The sequence below is a fragment of the Chryseobacterium manosquense genome, assembly GCF_014623485.1.
In the GTDB taxonomy this organism is placed as follows: domain Bacteria; phylum Bacteroidota; class Bacteroidia; order Flavobacteriales; family Weeksellaceae; genus Kaistella; species Kaistella haifensis.
This window is the reverse complement of sequence record NZ_CP060203.1, coordinates 1,828,755-1,846,000: the sequence shown is the minus strand read 5'-3', so window position 1 is coordinate 1,846,000 and position 17,246 is coordinate 1,828,755. Positions and strand designations below refer to the sequence as shown.

The window sequence follows — 17,246 nt, the reverse complement described above, 5'->3', positions numbered from 1 at the left end:
AGATAAATGGCTAAACAGAAACATATAGAACAAGACGGCGTAATTACGGAAGCTCTTTCCAATGCGCAGTTTCGTGTTGAATTAGAGAATGGGCATGTGCTTATTGCTCATATCTCCGGTAAAATGCGAATGCATTACATCAAACTTTTGCCTGGTGATAAGGTGAAATTGGAATTATCTCCTTACGATTTATCGAAAGGAAGAATCACATTTAGATACTAATTACGGAACAATCCGGAAATTATTATAATAAGAAAACGAATAGAATCATCCGATTTTATTAGTCATTTAAATATTTAAACAAAAGGGGGTGGAATCACTTGGAGTTCATCTAACCGTTGGAAAATTAAACCAAAACAAATGAAAGTTAGAGCATCTATCAAAAAAAGAAGTGCTGATTGCAAAATTGTTCGCAGAAAAGGCGTTCTGTTTGTAATCAACAAGAAAAACCCAAAATTTAAACAAAGACAAGGCTAAAATTAAATTATGGCGAGAATTTCAGGTATTGATTTACCAAAAAACAAAAGAGGCGTTATCGGCTTAACTTACATCTACGGAATCGGAAGAAGCACTTCCTCCGAAATCCTTAAAGCAGCCGGAATCAGCGAAGACAAGAAAGTCAACGAATGGAATGACGATGAATTGGCATTAATCAGAAACTACATCACTGAAAACATCAAAGTAGAAGGTGAATTGCGTTCTGAAACGCAATTGAACATCAAGCGATTGATGGATATTGGTTGCCAACGAGGAATACGTCACAGACTGGGATTACCTTTAAGAGGCCAAAGAACTAAAAACAATTCTAGAACCCGAAAAGGAAAGAGAAAAACTGTTGCTAACAAGAAAAAAGCAAGTAAATAATCGGTAAGAATTATGGCAAAACAGACTAAAGTAGTTAAAAAAAGAAAAGTAAAAGTTGAAGCGATCGGTGAAGCACATATCCAAGCATCATTCAACAATATTATTATTTCTTTGACGAATAAAAACGGAGAAGTAATCTCTTGGGCATCTGCCGGAAAAATGGGATTCAGAGGTTCTAAAAAGAATACTCCTTTCGCAGCGCAAATGGCTGCTGAAAATTGCTCTGCTGTAGCACACGAAGCTGGGCTTAGAAGAGTGAAGGTGTTTGTGAAAGGTCCTGGTGCAGGTAGAGAATCTGCAATCAGAACAATTCACAATTCAGGAATTGAAGTTAGCGAAATCGTTGACGTGACGCCAATGCCACACAACGGATGTAGACCACCAAAAAGAAGAAGAGTATAATAAATTAGAATTTTAAATTTTAAATTTTAAATTTTAAATCATCGGTTTATTAATATAAAATCTAAAATCTAGAATCTATAATCCTTAGAAAATTATGGCAAGATATATTGGACCTAAAACTAAGATTGCAAGAAAATTTGGTGTTGCAATCTACGGAGATGACAAAAACTTCGAGAAAAGAAAAAATCAACCACCGGGACAACACGGTGTGAACAAAAGAAGAGGATCAAAGAAATCTGAATATGCTGTCCAGCTAATGGAAAAGCAGAAAGCTAAATATACTTACGGTATTTTAGAAAGACAATTTGCTAACCTATATGAAAAAGCGCAAAGAGCAAAAGGCGTTACAGGTGAGGTTCTTTTACAGTTATGTGAATCTAGATTAGATAACGTTGTGTACAGACTTGGTTTTGCTAAAACAAGAGCAGGTGCAAGACAATTGGTATCTCACAGACACATTACAGTAAACGGCGAATTAGTAAACATTCCTTCCTATTTGTTGAAAGCGGGTGATGTAGTTGCAATAAGAGAAAAATCTAAATCTCTTGAAGTAATTGCTGATTCTTTAGCTTCTAAAGCAAACTATGAGTGGTTACAGTTCAACGACGAAACAAAACAAGGTACTTTCGTATCTGCTCCGGAAAGAATCCAAATCCCGGAAGATATCAAAGAACAGTTGATCGTCGAACTTTACTCTAAATAATTTTTTTCAAATTTTTGCTCAACCCCAAATTATATGGCAATTTTAACATTTATTAAACCCGATAAAGTAATCCTACTTAACTCTGATGATTTCAAAGGTCAATTTGAATTCAGACCATTAGAACCAGGTTTCGGTCTTACTATCGGTAATGCTTTGAGGAGAGTCTTACTTTCTTCTCTTGAAGGATATGCTATTTCATCTATCAAAATAGAAGGCGTAGAGCACGAATTTTCAACAATTCCCGGTGTAATTGAAGACGTAACAGAAATTATTCTGAACCTGAAACAATTAAGACTTAAAGCTACTACTGAAAACGCTTCAACTGAAGCAGTAACTGCAAAAGTTTCCGGACAAACTACTGTAACAGCAGGAGATTTAGGAAAATCAATCCAAGGGTTTGAAGTTTTAAACCCAGATTTGATCATCTGTAACCTCAATAAAGATGTGAAATTCGAAATCACTTTTAACATCGAAAAAGGAAGAGGATATGTTCCTTCTGAGCAGAACAAATCAAACAATGCACCTATCGGTACCATTGCAATTGATTCGATCTTTACGCCGATCAAGAAAGTGCAGTATAGTGTTGAAAACTATCGTGTAGAGCAAAAAACAGACTACGAAAAACTTGTTTTGGATATTGAAACTGATGGCTCAATCAGCCCTCAGAACGCTTTAACAGAAGCTTCTAAGATATTAATTTATCACTTCATGTTGTTCTCTGATGAGAGAATTACGCTTGAAACTGAAGCCGTGAAAGCATCTATCCAATACGACGAAGAAACTTTACATACAAGACAGCTCCTAAAATCTAAATTAACTGATATGGATCTTTCTGTAAGAGCATTAAACTGCTTGAAAGCTGCTGAAGTGGAAACTTTAGGAGAACTGGTTTCTTATACTAAGTCTGATTTGATGAAATTCAGAAATTTCGGTAAAAAATCTTTAACAGAATTAGAAGAATTAGTGCATGCAAAAGGTCTTAACTTCGGTTTCGACGTTGCTAAATATAAATTAGACGCTGATAAATAAAAAACAATGAGACACGGTAAAAAATTCAATCACTTAGGAAGAACCGCTTCACACAGAAGTGCCTTGCTTTCTAATATGGCTTGTTCTCTTATTGAGCATAAAAGAATCAACACAACTGTTGCTAAAGCGAAAGCTTTGAGAGTGTATGTTGAACCTATCTTAACAAAAGCAAAAGAAGATACAACTCACAATAGAAGAACAGTTTTCTCTTACCTGCAAAGCAAAGAAGCAGTTACTGAATTATTCAGAACAGTTGCTCCTAAAATTGCAGAAAGAAATGGTGGTTACACCAGAATTATCAAAACTGGATTCAGACCAGGCGATGCTGCAGATACTGCAATGATCGAACTTGTAGATTTCAACGAACTTTACAACCCTAACGCTGAAGAGAAAAAAGTAACAAGAAGAAGCAGAAGATCTGCCGCTCCTAAAGCTGAAGCAGTTGCTGCTGAAGTAAAGGAAGCTCCGGCAAAAGCTGATGCTAAAACTGAAGAACCAACTGCAGAAGCTGCAGACTCTACAGAAGAAAAAACTGCTGAATAGTTCCAACAGTTTTAGATATAAAAAAACCATTCAATATATTTTGAATGGTTTTTTTGTTTTGTACAAGGTTTAATTTACCCTCGCTTTTTTCAAAGCGATCACATTATTTCCTTGGGTAATGATTACGCTGTCGTTTTTAGCAACAATTTGGAAATCGTAATTTCCGTAAACACCTTCGCCTTGGTCTGCCTTTCGCGGAGCGGAAATGGTTTTGTTATTACTGCGGATACTTATAGAATTTTCCTTTCCATTATTCTTAAAAGTTACTAACGCCGACGATCCATCTTCTGCAACATATCGGTCGGTATATTCCGTTTGGATTTTTCCCCCATCACTCTCCGTTTTTTGAATGGAAACTGTAGTATCTACCGTTCCGTTTTTGTTCTCAACTTGAATGTCGGAAGTCTCTTCCACCATAACATTCTTATTTCCTTCTGCAGATTTATTGCAACTATAACTCGCCAATAGCACAAATGCAGAAGCTACATAAATTATTTTTTTCATATCAATATAAATTTTAATCTCTCAAATTTACAATTACTTTTTTTGATTTAAAAAAACTAAATTAATTAACTAAATTTTAACGCTAACATTCATAAAATCATGTGGTGAAAACTAAAATATAGTTCTATTTTCATTAAATTTGTAATTCAAATATAAAAGTTAAAAATAATACAATGAGTTACATTTCTTACATTGAAGCAAGACAGATTTTGGATTCCCGAGGCAATCCTACAATTGAAGTAGATGTTTTTACAGAAAATGGTGCGATGGGTCGTGCTGCAGTACCTTCCGGAGCATCTACCGGTGAACACGAAGCCGTAGAATTACGCGATGGTGGTACAGATTATATGGGGAAAGGAGTTCTGAAGGCGGTAGAAAATGTACGAGAAATAATTGCTCCTGAATTGGTAGGGCTTCCCGTTTACGACCAAAATTATATCGATCAAATCATGATTGACCTTGATGGTACTAAAAACAAAGGAAATCTTGGTGCAAATGCAATTCTCGGAGTTTCTTTAGCAGCGGCAAAAGCAGCAGCTACTGAACTTAGAATGCCTCTTTATAAATATGTAGGTGGTGTAAATGCAAACACACTTCCTGTTCCGATGATGAATGTAATCAACGGAGGTTCTCACTCAGATGCTCCTATCGCTTTCCAGGAATTTATGGTGATGCCGGTGAAAGCTGATTCTTTCTCGCACGCTTTGAGAAAAGGAACTGAAATTTTCCATAATTTAAAATCAATTCTTCATTCAAGAGGTTTATCTACCGCTGTAGGTGATGAAGGAGGTTTCGCACCTACTTTTACTGGAACTGAAGATGCTTTAGATACTCTTTTGCAAGCGATTGAAAAAGCGGGTTACAAACCTGATGATGATGTGATGATTGCTTTAGATTGTGCCGCATCAGAATTTTACAAAGACGGTGTATACGATTACAGAAAATTCCAAACTCCAGACTCAGCTCAATATAACAGAAGCGAGCAAGTAAATTATTTGGCAGAATTGGCTGCGAAATATCCAATCATTTCCATTGAAGATGGAATGCACGAAGACGACTGGGAAGGATGGAAAATGTTGACCGAAAAAATCGGCGACCGAGTTCAATTGGTTGGTGACGATTTATTTGTAACCAATGTAGAAAGATTGGCGAGAGGAATCAAAGAAGATATCGCAAACTCAATTTTGGTTAAAGTAAACCAAATTGGTTCATTATCTGAAACTATGGATGCTGTTCAAATGGCACAACACAATAAATATACTTCTGTAATGTCGCACCGTTCCGGAGAAACTGAAGATTCTACCATTGCTGATTTAGCAGTTGCTATGAACTGTGGACAAATCAAAACGGGTTCTGCCTCTCGTTCAGATAGAATGGCAAAATACAACCAATTGTTGAGAATTGAAGAAGCTTTAGGTGAAACAGCAGTGTTCCCCGGATTAGATGCATTTAAAGTAAAACGATAATAGATAATGTTAATAGATTATAGCAAGATTCATTTGCTGTTTTCTATCATTATTCATAATTTAGTAAAAAATAAATAATTTATATGTCAGATAATAAAGTTGTACTGAACTATGACGGGAAATCTTTTGAATATCCCATTGTAGAAAGCACTATCGGTGACAGAGGAATCGATATTTCTAAACTGAGAGACCAAACCGGTTTAATTACATTGGATTTGGGTTACAAAAATACAGGAGCTACCTTAAGCGACATCACCTATCTAGATGGTGACAACGGGGAGTTGTATTACAGAGGATATCCGATTGAGCAGATTGCAGAAAAATCTAACTTCACCGAAGTAATGTATCTTTTGCTTCAAGGGGAATTGCCGACAAGCGACGAGTTCCAATCATTTCAAAAAGGAATCAACAAATATAATTTCGTTGCTGATGAAATGAAGAAAATCTTGGATGTATTCCCAAGATCTGCCCATCCTATGGGAGTTTTATCTTCTCTTACTTCTGCACTTACGGCATTCAACCCGAAAGCTGTTGACGTTACATCCAAAGAAGATTTAGATCACGCAGCAGAGATGTTGATCGCAAAATTCTCTCACCTTTGTGCCTGGACTTACAGAAAAAAATTAGGTTTACCAATCAACCACGGCGATAACAGTTTAAATTATGTGGAGAATTTCTACAAAATGTGTTTCCGTCGTCCAAACGAAGAATTCCAATTAGATCCTATCGTAGTTGGAGCTTTGGATAAATTATTAATTCTTCACGCGGATCATGAACAAAACTGTTCTACTTCTACAGTAAGAATGGTAGGATCGGCTCACACCGGATTATTCGCATCGGTTTCGGCAGGTATTTCTGCACTTTGGGGACCACTTCATGGTGGAGCCAACCAGGCAGTAATCGAAATGCTTGAAATGATCGAGAAAGATGGAGGCGACGTAGCAAAATATGTAGAAAAAGCTAAAAATAAAGACGATAATTTCCGTTTGATGGGATTCGGACACCGAGTTTACAAAAACTTCGATCCAAGAGCAAGAATCATCAAAAAAGCAGCAGACGATATTTTGGATGCACTTGGAATCGAAGATAAAGCTTTAGACATCGCAATGCAGTTGGAAAGAGTAGCGTTGGAAGACGATTATTTCGTAAGCAGAAAACTCTATCCAAACGTAGATTTCTATTCAGGAATTATTTACCGGGCATTAGGAATCCCAACCGAAATGTTCACCGTAATGTTCGCATTGGGAAGACTTCCGGGATGGATCTCTCAATGGAAAGAAATGCGTTTGCACAACGACCCAATCGGACGACCAAGACAGGTTTACCAAGGTGCGCAAAAACGCGATTATGTGGATTTAAACGCAAGATAATTTGCAATTCATTTATTAATTTCCCTTTCAATTTTTTTGAAGGGGATTTTTTTTGGCGCATATCTCAGTTTTCCGTGTGCAACTCTAAGAAATGATCCCGCAACCTTTTGAAATGGCTCCGCAGCCAATAGAAATGGCTCCGCAAGTGTTAGAAACGGTTCCGCAAGTGTCAGAAATGGTTCCGCATGTGTCAGAAATGGTTCCGCAAGTGTAAGAAATGGTTCCGCAAGTGTCAGAAATGGCTCCGCAAGTGTTAGAAATGGCTCCGCAATAATTTTTATTGATTTTTTTAACTAAATTCATAAAAAAATGATGATAAAATTATGAAAATGTTAATCTTGAGCAAATAAGTGTTAAGTATACAGTGAAATATAAAACTAATGAAAAGCTTCCGAAGAATTATGAAACCAAAAATTTGAAAATTTCAGTATCTTAACACTCTAGAATATTTTAAATTTTATCAACTACTCAGGATCAAACCAAAACTTTGTGATCCTGAGTTTCTAGAAGGATAAATAAAAACTTAGCCAAAAAACAATGAATAAATTTTCTGCAATCGCATTTTTATTTTTAATTCTATTTTCCTGCAAAAAGGTAGAAAAAACTTCAATCAATCTTGAACTAAAAAAAGAGCTTTCAGAAATTGAATTCCGCGATCAGGCAGTACGCTTTATTACAGACCAAACACCAAAGGACAGCCTTGACCTGATTGCAAAAAGGATTAAGGTAGATCCAACCTATTTCAAAAACAATTATAAATCAGTTTCGGTTACTTTAGATGGTGAAAATATTAAAAGAGTAGAAGAAATAATTTCGAAATATGGTTATCCCGGAAAAGCTCTTGTTGGAACTCCGGAAAACCGTGCAGCTTGGATTGTAATTCAACATTCTTCACCCCAAGTTATTCAAAAATATTTACCAATGCTTCGTGAAGCAGTTAAAAATGGCGATCTTGATAGACAATCGTTGGCTATAACGGAAGACAGAAACCTAATGTATCAGGGAAAAAAGCAAATTTATGGTTCTCAGTTTTTTGAAGTAAATGGGAAACCCGCTTTTTGGCCAATTGAAAATTCCGAAAAAGTAAATGAATTAAGAAAAGAAGCTGGTTTTGTTCAAACAATTGAAGAATATTCCAAAGATTTATACGGAAAAGATTTTCAATATAAAATTTATACATTAGAAGAGGTGAAGAAATTACAAGCACAATAAATAGCATCAATAGGAACGGGCTTTAGCCCGTTTATAAAAGAGGCAAATCGATCGGCTTTAGCCAAATTTATAAAATGAAATTTTCAAAGAAAATGGGTTTTATTTCTTTCATAGTATTTATTTTTATAAATGTTATTGTGTTTTATCTTATAAGAGAAAGCATTGGAATATCTGATATTTTAGCACACGTTGAAAATGATGAATTCATTAAAACCCTTTAAAATAAACAACTTTTATTGAAATTTTCACTTCAATTCTTTAATCATTGACATTGCTGTCATACTTTTTATAATATTTTTGATAACAAAATATAATTTCAAATTTTTGAAAACATCCATCACGCAACATCAAACATCCAACATAAAATGAAACTCAAAAACTATATCGCCGGACAGTGGATAGAAGGTTCTGGCAACGAAATTCCACTTTATAATGCGGTTAATGGTGAATTAGTCGCGGTTTCCGATACAGAAGGAATTGATTTCGAAAGTGCCTTGCATTACGGACGAACCGTCGGGTACAAAAATCTTTCCTCCATGACTTTCTATGATCGTGGTGAAATGCTGAAAAAAGTAGCACTTTACCTTCTCGAAAGAAAAAAGAAATATTACGATCTGTCCTATAAAACCGGAGCCACGCACGCAGATTCCTGGGTTGATATTGAAGGCGGTTTCGGTACTTTTTTCACCTATTCAGGTTTAGCAAAAAGAATGTTACCCAACACGCCATTTTGGGTCGATGGAGATACGCAGAAAATTTCAGCCAATGGAACTTTCCTCGGAACGCATATTTTAACGCCAAGCGAAGGTGTTTCTGTACAGATCAACGCCTACAACTTTCCGGTTTGGGGTATGATGGAAAAGTTATCAACGTCGCTTCTGGCGGGTGTTCCAAGTGTAGTGAAACCTGCAACCCCGGGTTCTTACCTTACCAACGCTGTATTTCAGGACATGATTGAAAGCGGAATTTTGCCTGATGGTGCCATTCAGCTGGTTTGTGGCGAACCGGGAAATATTCTGGATTATGTGCAGGATGGCGATTCGGTTTTATTTACGGGCTCAGCAAATACAGGAAGAAAACTGAAATCTTTACCTTCAGTTTCTAAAAATGCGGTCCGTTTCAATATGGAAGCAGATTCTCTGAACTGTTCTATTTTAGGACTCGATGCAAAACCTGGAACTCCGGAATTCGATCTTTTTATTAAAGAAGTCCGAAATGAAATGACCACAAAAGCGGGACAGAAATGTACCGCCATCCGCAGAATTATTGTTCCGGAAAATTTAGTGGGCGATGTTCAAAATGCTTTAAGCAAAGCTCTAGACCAGACAAAAATTGGAAATCCTTTAAACCGCGAAACCAGAATGGGCTCCATCGTCGGTAAAAAAGAAATGGAAGTTCTAGAAAGTAAAATTCAACTTCTAAAAGCTGAAACAGAACTCATCTACGACGGCAAACATGAACTGGTGGACGCCGATTATGAAAATGGCGCGTTCATTTCGCCAAAAGTATTTTACAACGATAAACCTTTCGAGAAAAACGCATCCCATGAAGTGGAAGCTTTCGGACCGGTTTCTACAATTATGCCGTACAAAGATGCGGAAGAAGCTGCTGCTTTGGCAAAACGAGGAAAAGGAAGTTTGGTAGGATCCATCATTTCTCACGATGAGAAATTTGTTGCCGAAACTTCCTGGAAAATGGCTTCCTCGCACGGGAGAATTTTTGTCTTGAATCGTGATAACGCGAAAGAATCTACAGGTCACGGTTCTCCGCTGCCTACATTGATGCATGGCGGTCCCGGAAGAGCAGGCGGCGGTGAAGAAATGGGCGGTTTGAACGGGTTGCATTTTTTCTTGCAAAAGACGGCAATTCAAGCTTCACCCGATATTTTGACGGCGATTACTAAAATTTACCAACAAGGTGCAACGCAAAACTTTTCAGATAGACATCCTTTCAGAAAATATTTTGAAGAAGTAGAGATTGGAGATTCTTTGGAAACAGCGGGAAGAACAGTAACAGAGGCAGATATCGTGAATTTTTCGAATGTTTCTTGGGATCATTTTTATGCGCATACAGACGCAACTTCTCTCAATGGAACAATCTTCGATAAAACGGTGGCGCATGGCTATTTTATCCTTTCCGCCGCGGCCGGTCTGTTTGTTTCCGGGAAAAAAGGTCCGGTTATCGCTAACTACGGACTGGAAAATGCGAGTTTCTTTAAACCGGTTTATGCGGGAGATACCATCACGGTTTATCTCACGGCAAAAGAGAAGGTCAACAAAGGCGTGAAAGGAAGAAATATCCCAAGCGGCGTGGTGAAATGGTTGGTTGAAGTTGTCAATCAGCGCGATGAAATCGTTTGCGTGGCAACCATTCTTACTTTGGTGGCAAAAAAATCTCCTTTCGTTGATTTAAAAACAAAAGAAATTCAGAAAATATTAAATAATCTCACCGAAAATTCAGAAAGAAAATTTGGTCTGATGACGCCTCAATTGATGGTCGAACATTTAGAAGAGGTTCTTAGAAATGGTTTTGTACAATTAAATCCGTCCGATTTTCCAGAAATTCCTGCGGATAAACTGGAGGTACTTCAGGACTGGATTTATACCAACCAAAAAATTCGTCCGGGAGCGCAATATCCTATGCTGAAAGATGGCGAAATGCCGGTCTTAAGATTTAAAAATTTAGATCAAGCCAAAGAGAAACTCATCGAAACTTTGAAAGAATATCTGATTTATTACAGGGAAAATCCTTTAGTAGAACACTATCATCCACGTTTCGGAATGTTGAATAAAGAGATAATGGAACTTTTTCATCGCAAACATTTTACACATCATTTTGAACAATTTGGTCTGGTTTAAAGATGCTTATGCAAAAAATAATTATCATCAATAATACTACAAAATAAGAAAATGAACAACGGATTTGTAACCCAAGAATTAAAAAATAACATTGCCGAAATCACATTCGGTACCCCAAAAAGCAATGCTCTGCCAGGAGAAATTCTAGAAAAATTGGCTCAAACGATCATAGAAAGTGGAAGAGATGAAAATGTAAAAGCTATTCTTTTGAAATCTGAAGGGGATAAAGCATTTTGTGCAGGCGCTAGTTTCGATGAGTTGCTCGAAATTGACGATTTGGAAAATTCAAAAATATTTTTTGGTGGCTTTGCAAAAGTTCTGAATGCGATGCGATCTTGTGGAAAATTAGTCATCGTCCGCGTTCAGGGAAAAACAACTGGCGGCGGAGTGGGAATAGCGTGTGCTGCTGATTATTGTTTTGCTACCAAAGATTCGGCAATGGCGTTAACTGAATTGAATTTAGGAATCGGACCTTTCGTCATTGGACCCTATGTTGAAAGAAAAATCGGAAAATCAGCTTACGCTGCGATGTCGATTGATGCGGATTTCCGCAGCGCTGATTGGTGTGAAAAGCACGATGTTTATCATTCCGTTTCAGGAAATATTCTGGATATGGATGGGAAAATTGAAGCTTTTATGCAGAAATTATCCGAAAGAAGTGTGGAAGCTTTGGCTTTAATCAAAAAAGTTTCGTGGGAAGGCTCCGAACATTTTGATCAATTAATGCCGGAAAGAATTTTGATGAGCGCAAGTTTAATCCTGGAGGAATCGGCGAAGAAAAATATAGAGAAGATTAAAGTGAATTTAAGATCTAAATAATTCAATGACCAATACTTTATCAAAATCAGTCCTCATTCTCGGTGCCAATTCTGATGTGGCGAAACAATGTATTTTGCAATATTTAGCAAAAGGTTTTTCTGTGATTGCAGCTTCCAGAAATCTAAAATCTTTGGAGAATTTCAGTAATGAAAATCATTTAGATCAATCAAAAATAGAAATAAAATATTTTGATGCAACAGATTTTTCTTCGCATCAGATGTTTTATGACGAACTCTTAATAAAGCCTAATACTGTTATTTATTCAGCTGGTTTTTTAGTCGAAAATCAAAAAGCTTTAAAATCTTTTGATGGAACTTTTGAAATGATGAAAACAAATTATATCGGTGCAGTTTCTATTTTAAATATTATTGCAATCGATATTAATAATAATAATTTAGAAAGAATCATCGGACTTTCTTCGCTTTCCGGAGTTCGTGGCAGAAAAAGTAATTTCGTTTATGGAAGCACAAAATCGGCTTTCACCACTTATCTGGCCGGACTTCGCCAAGAACTTTCTTTAAGAAAAATTAAGGTAACTGTTTTTGTGTTGGGTTACATCCGAAGTAAAATTAATGAAGGTTTACAATTGAACGAATCTCTAATGATGGAACCGGATTATGTAGCAAAACAGATTGTTAATGCCGGAAATTCGTTTACAATCGTTCCCAACTTTAAGTGGAAAATCATTTATTGGGTTTTAAAATTATCACCGGAATTTCTCGTTGCGAAGTTGCCCTAATTTTCATTAAAAAAAAGCGAAGAAAACTTTCCTCGCTTTTTTTATGGCACGAAGGCACTAATATCTTATAATTCAGGTGATGTTTTCATCGGCAAAATGAGTGTTTCTATCGGTAAAGTTTTCAAAGAGTAGCAACGTACGATAATTTTGACAAAAAATTAAAAGATATGTCATTATTTACACCACTTATTTGGATTCTTATTATCCTTCCATTCATTATTTTAGCTGTTTTTAAATCAGAAAAGGTCAATCTAAAATATTTAGGACTATTCATTCTCTATTTTTTAACGGATTCTTACATTCAGCATTTGTCAAAACTCTATTTCGATTTAGATTTTTTAGGATTAAAATTCGCCTGGATTGGTAAAATTTTGAGTTTGTGTTTTGCCTTGATTGTTATTTTTTCTGTTTCAAAAAAAGATAGGGAAGAGATTGGATTTACGACGAAAACGAACTCAAAAAGTCAGGTAAAATCTGGAATTTTAATTTTTCTGGGATTTTTAGCTTTCGATTTTGTATTCAAGCTCATTTTGTTTCCGAAAGGTGGTGATTTCGATTTAGAAACTTTTGCTTTTCAAATGACAATGCCTGGTTTAACGGAGGAATTGGTTTTCAGAGGAATTTTATTTTGGCTTTTAGACAAAGCTTTCGCACCGAAATGGAATTTCAAAGGCGTCAAATTTGGTTAGGGATTTGTCATTATCACCATACTTTTTGCAGAAGCTCATGGTGTGATGCTTACTGAAAATTATGAATTCAAGTTTGACATCATTACAATTCTTTATTTAACAATTATTTCTTCGCTCAGTGTCGGGATTTTGCGTAAACTCTCAGGGAATCTTATTTTTCCAATTTTGGGACATAACGCCATTAACACGATTAACGCAATTATTAGAATTTTGTAGAAACCATCAATCATACAGCTTCAAAAAACTATCTTTGGAGCTGTTTTTAATTAAAAACTATGCAAAAAATATCTTCAAATTATTTTTCCAAACGCATTGGTGAATTTGATTTTGAACAATTTTACACCAAACAAAAAAGATTGATGTTCCATTCTTTAATGTGGTTGAGTTTTGCTTTTTTACTATTTTTAAGTTACAGATTAGCGTATCATCTCACGTATTTCAATAGTTTCATTCTTACACTGCGGATGTGCGTTGTCAATATGATTGTTTTCTATATTTTCTTCTATCTGCTTCTGCCAAAAATTTTGAAACTATCATTTGGATTTGCAATTTTTTGTTTGGTTGTGAGTTTTCCGGTGTTTGTAATCATTTGGTTGCTATCTACTTACTTCTTTTCTATTATTTATCACCATTTAGGATTTGAAATTTTAGAAGGAGAATTGAAAGGTGCGATTGCGGCAAGTGCAAGCCAAACTTTTTGGGAAGCTATTTCTTTTAGTCGAATAATTTCTCAAGCGATTATCTTCATTTCGCTTTTATCGCCTTTTTTCTTTGTTAAAATTTTATTTGAAATTTCTAAACTTTATAGCCAAACGATTAAGATTCAAAATCAAAAAAATCTGCTAGAAATCCAAAATATTAATATTGAAAAAGATTTTTTAAAATCACAGCTTAATCCCCATTTTCTTTTTAATACCTTGAATAATTTGTATAGTTTAAGCCTTAAAAAAGACAATACGGTTCCTGAAGTGATTCTCAACCTTTCCGACACGATGAGTTATACTTTGTACGAATCGAACAGCGAAAAAGTAGAATTATGGAAAGAAGTAGAATTTGTTAAAAACTATTTTGAACTCGAAAAAATGCGTTACTCTGCGGAAAAAAAAATCCATTACGAGTTTCCTACTGAAGAAGATTGTAAGGGTTTAAAGATTGCTCCGCTTTTGACTTTCACTTTTATTGAAAATGCTTTTAAATATGGTTTAAAATCAAAAGAATCAAATTTCTTAAATCTTAAAATAAAAATTGAAAACGGGAAGTTTATTTTTGTATTAGAAAATGATTTTGAAGAAATTAAAAACAAAAATAGTCACGGCGGAATCGGAATTGAAAATGTTAGAAAACGGCTCCAGTTGATATATCCGAAAGATTTTCAGTTAGAAATTCTCATTACACAAAATATTTTCAGAGTACAGTTAACAATCAATTTAATCAAATAATGAAAAAAATAAATTGTATCATTATCGATGACGAACCACTTGGAAGAGACCTTGTAGAATCTTTCGCCAAAGAAGTTTCTTATCTCAACATTATGGGAATTTTTGATAACCCTGTGACAGCCTTATCTTTTCTTGAAGAAAATTCAGTAGAGCTTATTTTTAGTGATATTGAAATGCCAAAAATAAATGGTCTCGATTTCCTTCGGACATTAGAAAACCCTCCCGTTTTTATTTTTATTACCGCTTATCGGGAGTTCGCTTTAGACGGTTTTGATACAGGAGCGACAGATTATTTGGTAAAACCGGTTCGTTTTGATAGGTTTTTAATAGCGGTACAAAAAGCTAAAAATCACATCGATTTAAAAAGGAATTCCACTAACTCACAAGAGGGCAATGAAAAAATTTTTATAAAATCTGAAGGGAAAATTATCAAAATCTTGTTGTCAGAAATTTTATATATCGAAGCTCAAGGCGATTATTTGAATGTGAATACAAAATCAGAAATCTATTCAACCCAAATGACACTTACTTCGATGGAAGAAAGTTTACAAAACAAAAAATTCTATAGAATACAGCGTTCATTTATCCTAAATCTTGATTTTGTAAGAAGTGTTCACGGAAATATGTTAGAATTGCTGAACGGAAAATCTATTTCTGTTTCTGTGAATAAAAAGGAAGAACTTTACAAATTGTTAGGAATGTAATTATTTATCTCTTGAAAATAAAAAAAGCGAGAAAAAAATTCTCGCTTCTAATTTATGATTTTAAATCCAATTTAAGTTCCAATTCCGTAAGCTGTTCCTGATGAATCGGAGCCGGAGCATCGATCATCACATCTCTTCCGGAATTGTTTTTCGGGAAAGCGATGTAATCTCGGATCACTTCATTTCCATCAAGAATCGCAACCAATCTATCAAATCCGAAAGCCAAACCTCCGTGAGGCGGAGCGCCATATTTGAAAGCATTCATCAAGAATCCGAATTGTGCTTCTGCTTCTTCTTTTGAGAATCCTAATAAATCAAACATTTTAGACTGTAAATCTCTGTCAAAAATTCGGATAGAACCGCCACCGATTTCATTTCCATTCAAAACCAAATCATAAGCATTGGCGCGAACTTTTCCGGGTTCAGTATGAATGAGTTCCAAATCTTCTGGTTTTGGTGAGGTGAAAGGGTGGTGCATCGCGTGGTAACGGCCGCTTTCTTCGTCCCATTCCAAAAGTGGAAAATCGATTACCCAAAGTGGCGCAAATTCATTTCCTTTTCTTAAACCCAGACGGTTACCCAATTCCATTCTCAAAGCAGAAAGTTGGGTTCTTACTTTATTTTCGTTTCCGGACATGAGGAAGATTAAATCTCCTGCTTTTGCATTAAAGGCAGCAGCGACACGCTGCAAATCTTCTTCATTATAAAATTTATTTACTGAAGAAGTTACAACGCCATCATTTTGGAATTTAATCCAAACCATTCCCGAAGCGCCAATTTGTGGACGTTTTACCCAATCAATCAACTCGTCGATTTGTTTTCTGGTATAATCTGCACAACCTTCAACGTTGATTCCAACGACCAATTCTGCGTCATCAAAAATTTTGAAATCTTTGCCTTTTACCAATTCATTTACTTCCACGAATTCCATTCCGAAACGGATATCAGGTTTGTCGTTTCCGTATTTTTTCATGGCGTCTGCGAAAGTCATTCTTGGGAATTTTCCGAAATCGTTACCGGTGATATCTTTCAATAAAGTAGCAGTCATTCCTTCAAAAATCTCCAAAACATCTTCCTGTTCTACAAATGCCATTTCGCAATCGATTTGGGTGAATTCCGGTTGTCTGTCTGCACGCAAATCTTCGTCACGGAAACATTTTACAATTTGGAAATAACGGTCCATTCCGCCAATCATTAACAATTGTTTGAACGTTTGTGGCGATTGTGGAAGTGCATAAAATTGCCCAGGATTCATTCGGCTGGGCACCACGAAATCTCTCGCACCTTCGGGAGTAGATTTGATAAGAACCGGCGTTTCAACCTCAATGAAATTCTGGTCAGAGAGGTAATTTCTTACTTTCTGAGCCATTTTATGACGGAAAATCAATTTGTCTTTCACCGGATTTCTGCGGATATCCAAATATCTGTATTTCATTCTCAGTTCTTCGCCGCCGTCGGTTTCGTCTTCGATGGTGAACGGCGGAAGTTGAGATTCATTTAAAATCGTTAAATTTTCAACTAAAATTTCTATTTCGCCAGTAGGAATATTTGGGTTTTTTGAAACTCTTTCAATGACTTTTCCTTCAACCTGAATCACGAATTCACGTCCGAGCTTTTTAGCTTCTTCTATTAATTCAGCCGATGAACGGTCTTGATCAAATACCAATTGTGTGATTCCGTAGCGATCCCGAAGATCGATCCAGATCATAAATCCTTTGTCTCGGATGGTCTGAACCCAGCCGGAAAGGGTTACTTCTTCATTAAGATTTTTAAGCGATAATTCTCCGTTGGTGTGCGATCGAAACATTTCTATTTATTTGAAATTTGAGGTTTGAAATTTGAGATTTTCTGGGTACAAAGATAAGATTTTTGGATGGAAAATCTACTTAAAGAAACCTTCAAGGA

Annotated in this window: 19 protein-coding genes; 16 read left to right on the top strand and 3 right to left on the bottom strand. The window is 35.9% G+C overall.

Annotation, left to right across the window (positions count from 1 at the left end; all coding sequences use genetic code 11):
- Window positions 1-6: 6 nt before the first annotated feature.
- The 7 genes from infA to rplQ all read left to right on the top strand — a co-directional run bounded on the left by infA (window position 7) and on the right by rplQ (window position 3,541).
- A complete protein-coding gene (gene infA / locus H0S70_RS08875) occupies window positions 7-222 on the top strand; it encodes a translation initiation factor IF-1 (RefSeq protein ID WP_031503426.1) in 216 nt (71 codons plus the stop codon).
- 138 nt (window positions 223-360) lie between these two features.
- Window positions 361-477 (top strand): 50S ribosomal protein L36, encoded by a 117-nt coding sequence (rpmJ, locus tag H0S70_RS08870; protein ID WP_007839480.1) that lies wholly within the window; start codon window positions 361-363, stop codon window positions 475-477.
- A gap of 9 nt (window positions 478-486) precedes the next feature.
- Window positions 487-864 (top strand): 30S ribosomal protein S13, encoded by a 378-nt coding sequence (rpsM, locus tag H0S70_RS08865; protein WP_055041710.1) that lies wholly within the window; start codon window positions 487-489, stop codon window positions 862-864.
- Between the two features lie 12 nt (window positions 865-876).
- Window positions 877-1,266 (top strand): 30S ribosomal protein S11, encoded by a 390-nt coding sequence (gene rpsK / locus H0S70_RS08860; protein WP_039364102.1) that lies wholly within the window; start codon window positions 877-879, stop codon window positions 1,264-1,266.
- Window positions 1,267-1,360: 94 nt separating this feature from the next.
- Window positions 1,361-1,969, top strand: a complete 609-nt coding sequence (gene rpsD / locus H0S70_RS08855) for a 30S ribosomal protein S4 (RefSeq protein ID WP_188320555.1) — start codon at window positions 1,361-1,363, stop codon at window positions 1,967-1,969.
- Window positions 1,970-2,002: 33 nt separating this feature from the next.
- Window positions 2,003-2,998 carry a DNA-directed RNA polymerase subunit alpha gene (locus tag H0S70_RS08850; RefSeq protein ID WP_055041709.1) on the top strand — a complete coding sequence of 332 codons (996 nt, stop codon included), beginning with the start codon at window positions 2,003-2,005 and terminating at the stop codon, window positions 2,996-2,998.
- A 6-nt stretch (window positions 2,999-3,004) separates the two neighbouring features.
- Window positions 3,005-3,541, top strand: a complete 537-nt coding sequence (rplQ, locus tag H0S70_RS08845; protein WP_088263396.1) for a 50S ribosomal protein L17 — start codon at window positions 3,005-3,007, stop codon at window positions 3,539-3,541.
- A gap of 69 nt (window positions 3,542-3,610) precedes the next feature.
- Here rplQ and H0S70_RS08840 read toward each other — a convergent pair whose 3' ends face one another.
- Window positions 3,611-4,045, bottom strand: coding sequence for a hypothetical protein (locus H0S70_RS08840; RefSeq protein ID WP_188320554.1), 435 nt, complete (start codon window positions 4,043-4,045; stop codon window positions 3,611-3,613).
- A gap of 173 nt (window positions 4,046-4,218) precedes the next feature.
- Between H0S70_RS08840 and eno the strand changes: the two genes are divergently transcribed.
- Both eno and H0S70_RS08830 read left to right on the top strand, forming a co-directional pair.
- Complete coding sequence (gene eno / locus H0S70_RS08835) at window positions 4,219-5,511, top strand: phosphopyruvate hydratase (RefSeq protein ID WP_188320553.1); 1,293 nt, start codon at window positions 4,219-4,221, stop codon at window positions 5,509-5,511.
- Window positions 5,512-5,594: 83 nt separating this feature from the next.
- Window positions 5,595-6,881, top strand: a complete 1,287-nt coding sequence (locus tag H0S70_RS08830; RefSeq protein WP_188320552.1) for a citrate synthase — start codon at window positions 5,595-5,597, stop codon at window positions 6,879-6,881.
- A gap of 84 nt (window positions 6,882-6,965) precedes the next feature.
- Here the strand turns inward: H0S70_RS08830 and H0S70_RS08825 are convergent, their stop codons facing one another.
- Window positions 6,966-7,184, bottom strand: coding sequence for a hypothetical protein (locus H0S70_RS08825; protein ID WP_188320551.1), 219 nt, complete (start codon window positions 7,182-7,184; stop codon window positions 6,966-6,968).
- A gap of 234 nt (window positions 7,185-7,418) precedes the next feature.
- On the opposite strand from H0S70_RS08825, the gene H0S70_RS08820 reads away from it, so the two are divergent.
- The 7 genes from H0S70_RS08820 (at window position 7,419) to H0S70_RS08790 (ending at window position 15,341) form a co-directional block, all read left to right on the top strand.
- Entirely contained in the window at window positions 7,419-8,093 is a 675-nt protein-coding gene (locus tag H0S70_RS08820) for a DUF6624 domain-containing protein (RefSeq protein WP_188320550.1), read from the top strand.
- 365 nt (window positions 8,094-8,458) lie between these two features.
- On the top strand, window positions 8,459-10,951 hold the full coding sequence (gene paaZ, locus H0S70_RS08815) for a phenylacetic acid degradation bifunctional protein PaaZ (RefSeq protein ID WP_188320549.1): 2,493 nt from the start codon (window positions 8,459-8,461) through the stop codon (window positions 10,949-10,951).
- Window positions 10,952-11,002: 51 nt separating this feature from the next.
- Complete coding sequence (locus H0S70_RS08810) at window positions 11,003-11,770, top strand: enoyl-CoA hydratase/isomerase family protein (protein WP_188320548.1); 768 nt, start codon at window positions 11,003-11,005, stop codon at window positions 11,768-11,770.
- A 4-nt stretch (window positions 11,771-11,774) separates the two neighbouring features.
- Window positions 11,775-12,509, top strand: a complete 735-nt coding sequence (locus H0S70_RS08805) for an SDR family NAD(P)-dependent oxidoreductase (RefSeq protein WP_188320547.1) — start codon at window positions 11,775-11,777, stop codon at window positions 12,507-12,509.
- Window positions 12,510-12,676: 167 nt separating this feature from the next.
- Window positions 12,677-13,198, top strand: coding sequence for a CPBP family intramembrane metalloprotease (locus H0S70_RS08800; protein ID WP_228453705.1), 522 nt, complete (start codon window positions 12,677-12,679; stop codon window positions 13,196-13,198).
- A gap of 275 nt (window positions 13,199-13,473) precedes the next feature.
- Window positions 13,474-14,637, top strand: a complete 1,164-nt coding sequence (locus H0S70_RS08795) for a sensor histidine kinase (protein ID WP_188320546.1) — start codon at window positions 13,474-13,476, stop codon at window positions 14,635-14,637.
- Window positions 14,637-15,341 carry a LytR/AlgR family response regulator transcription factor gene (locus H0S70_RS08790; RefSeq protein WP_188320545.1) on the top strand — a complete coding sequence of 235 codons (705 nt, stop codon included), beginning with the start codon at window positions 14,637-14,639 and terminating at the stop codon, window positions 15,339-15,341. The genes H0S70_RS08795 and H0S70_RS08790 overlap by 1 nt, the downstream gene beginning before the upstream one ends.
- 52 nt (window positions 15,342-15,393) lie before the next feature.
- Here H0S70_RS08790 and aspS read toward each other — a convergent pair whose 3' ends face one another.
- On the bottom strand, window positions 15,394-17,148 hold the full coding sequence (aspS, locus tag H0S70_RS08785) for an aspartate--tRNA ligase (RefSeq protein WP_188320544.1): 1,755 nt from the start codon (window positions 17,146-17,148) through the stop codon (window positions 15,394-15,396).
- Window positions 17,149-17,246 lie beyond the last annotated feature (98 nt).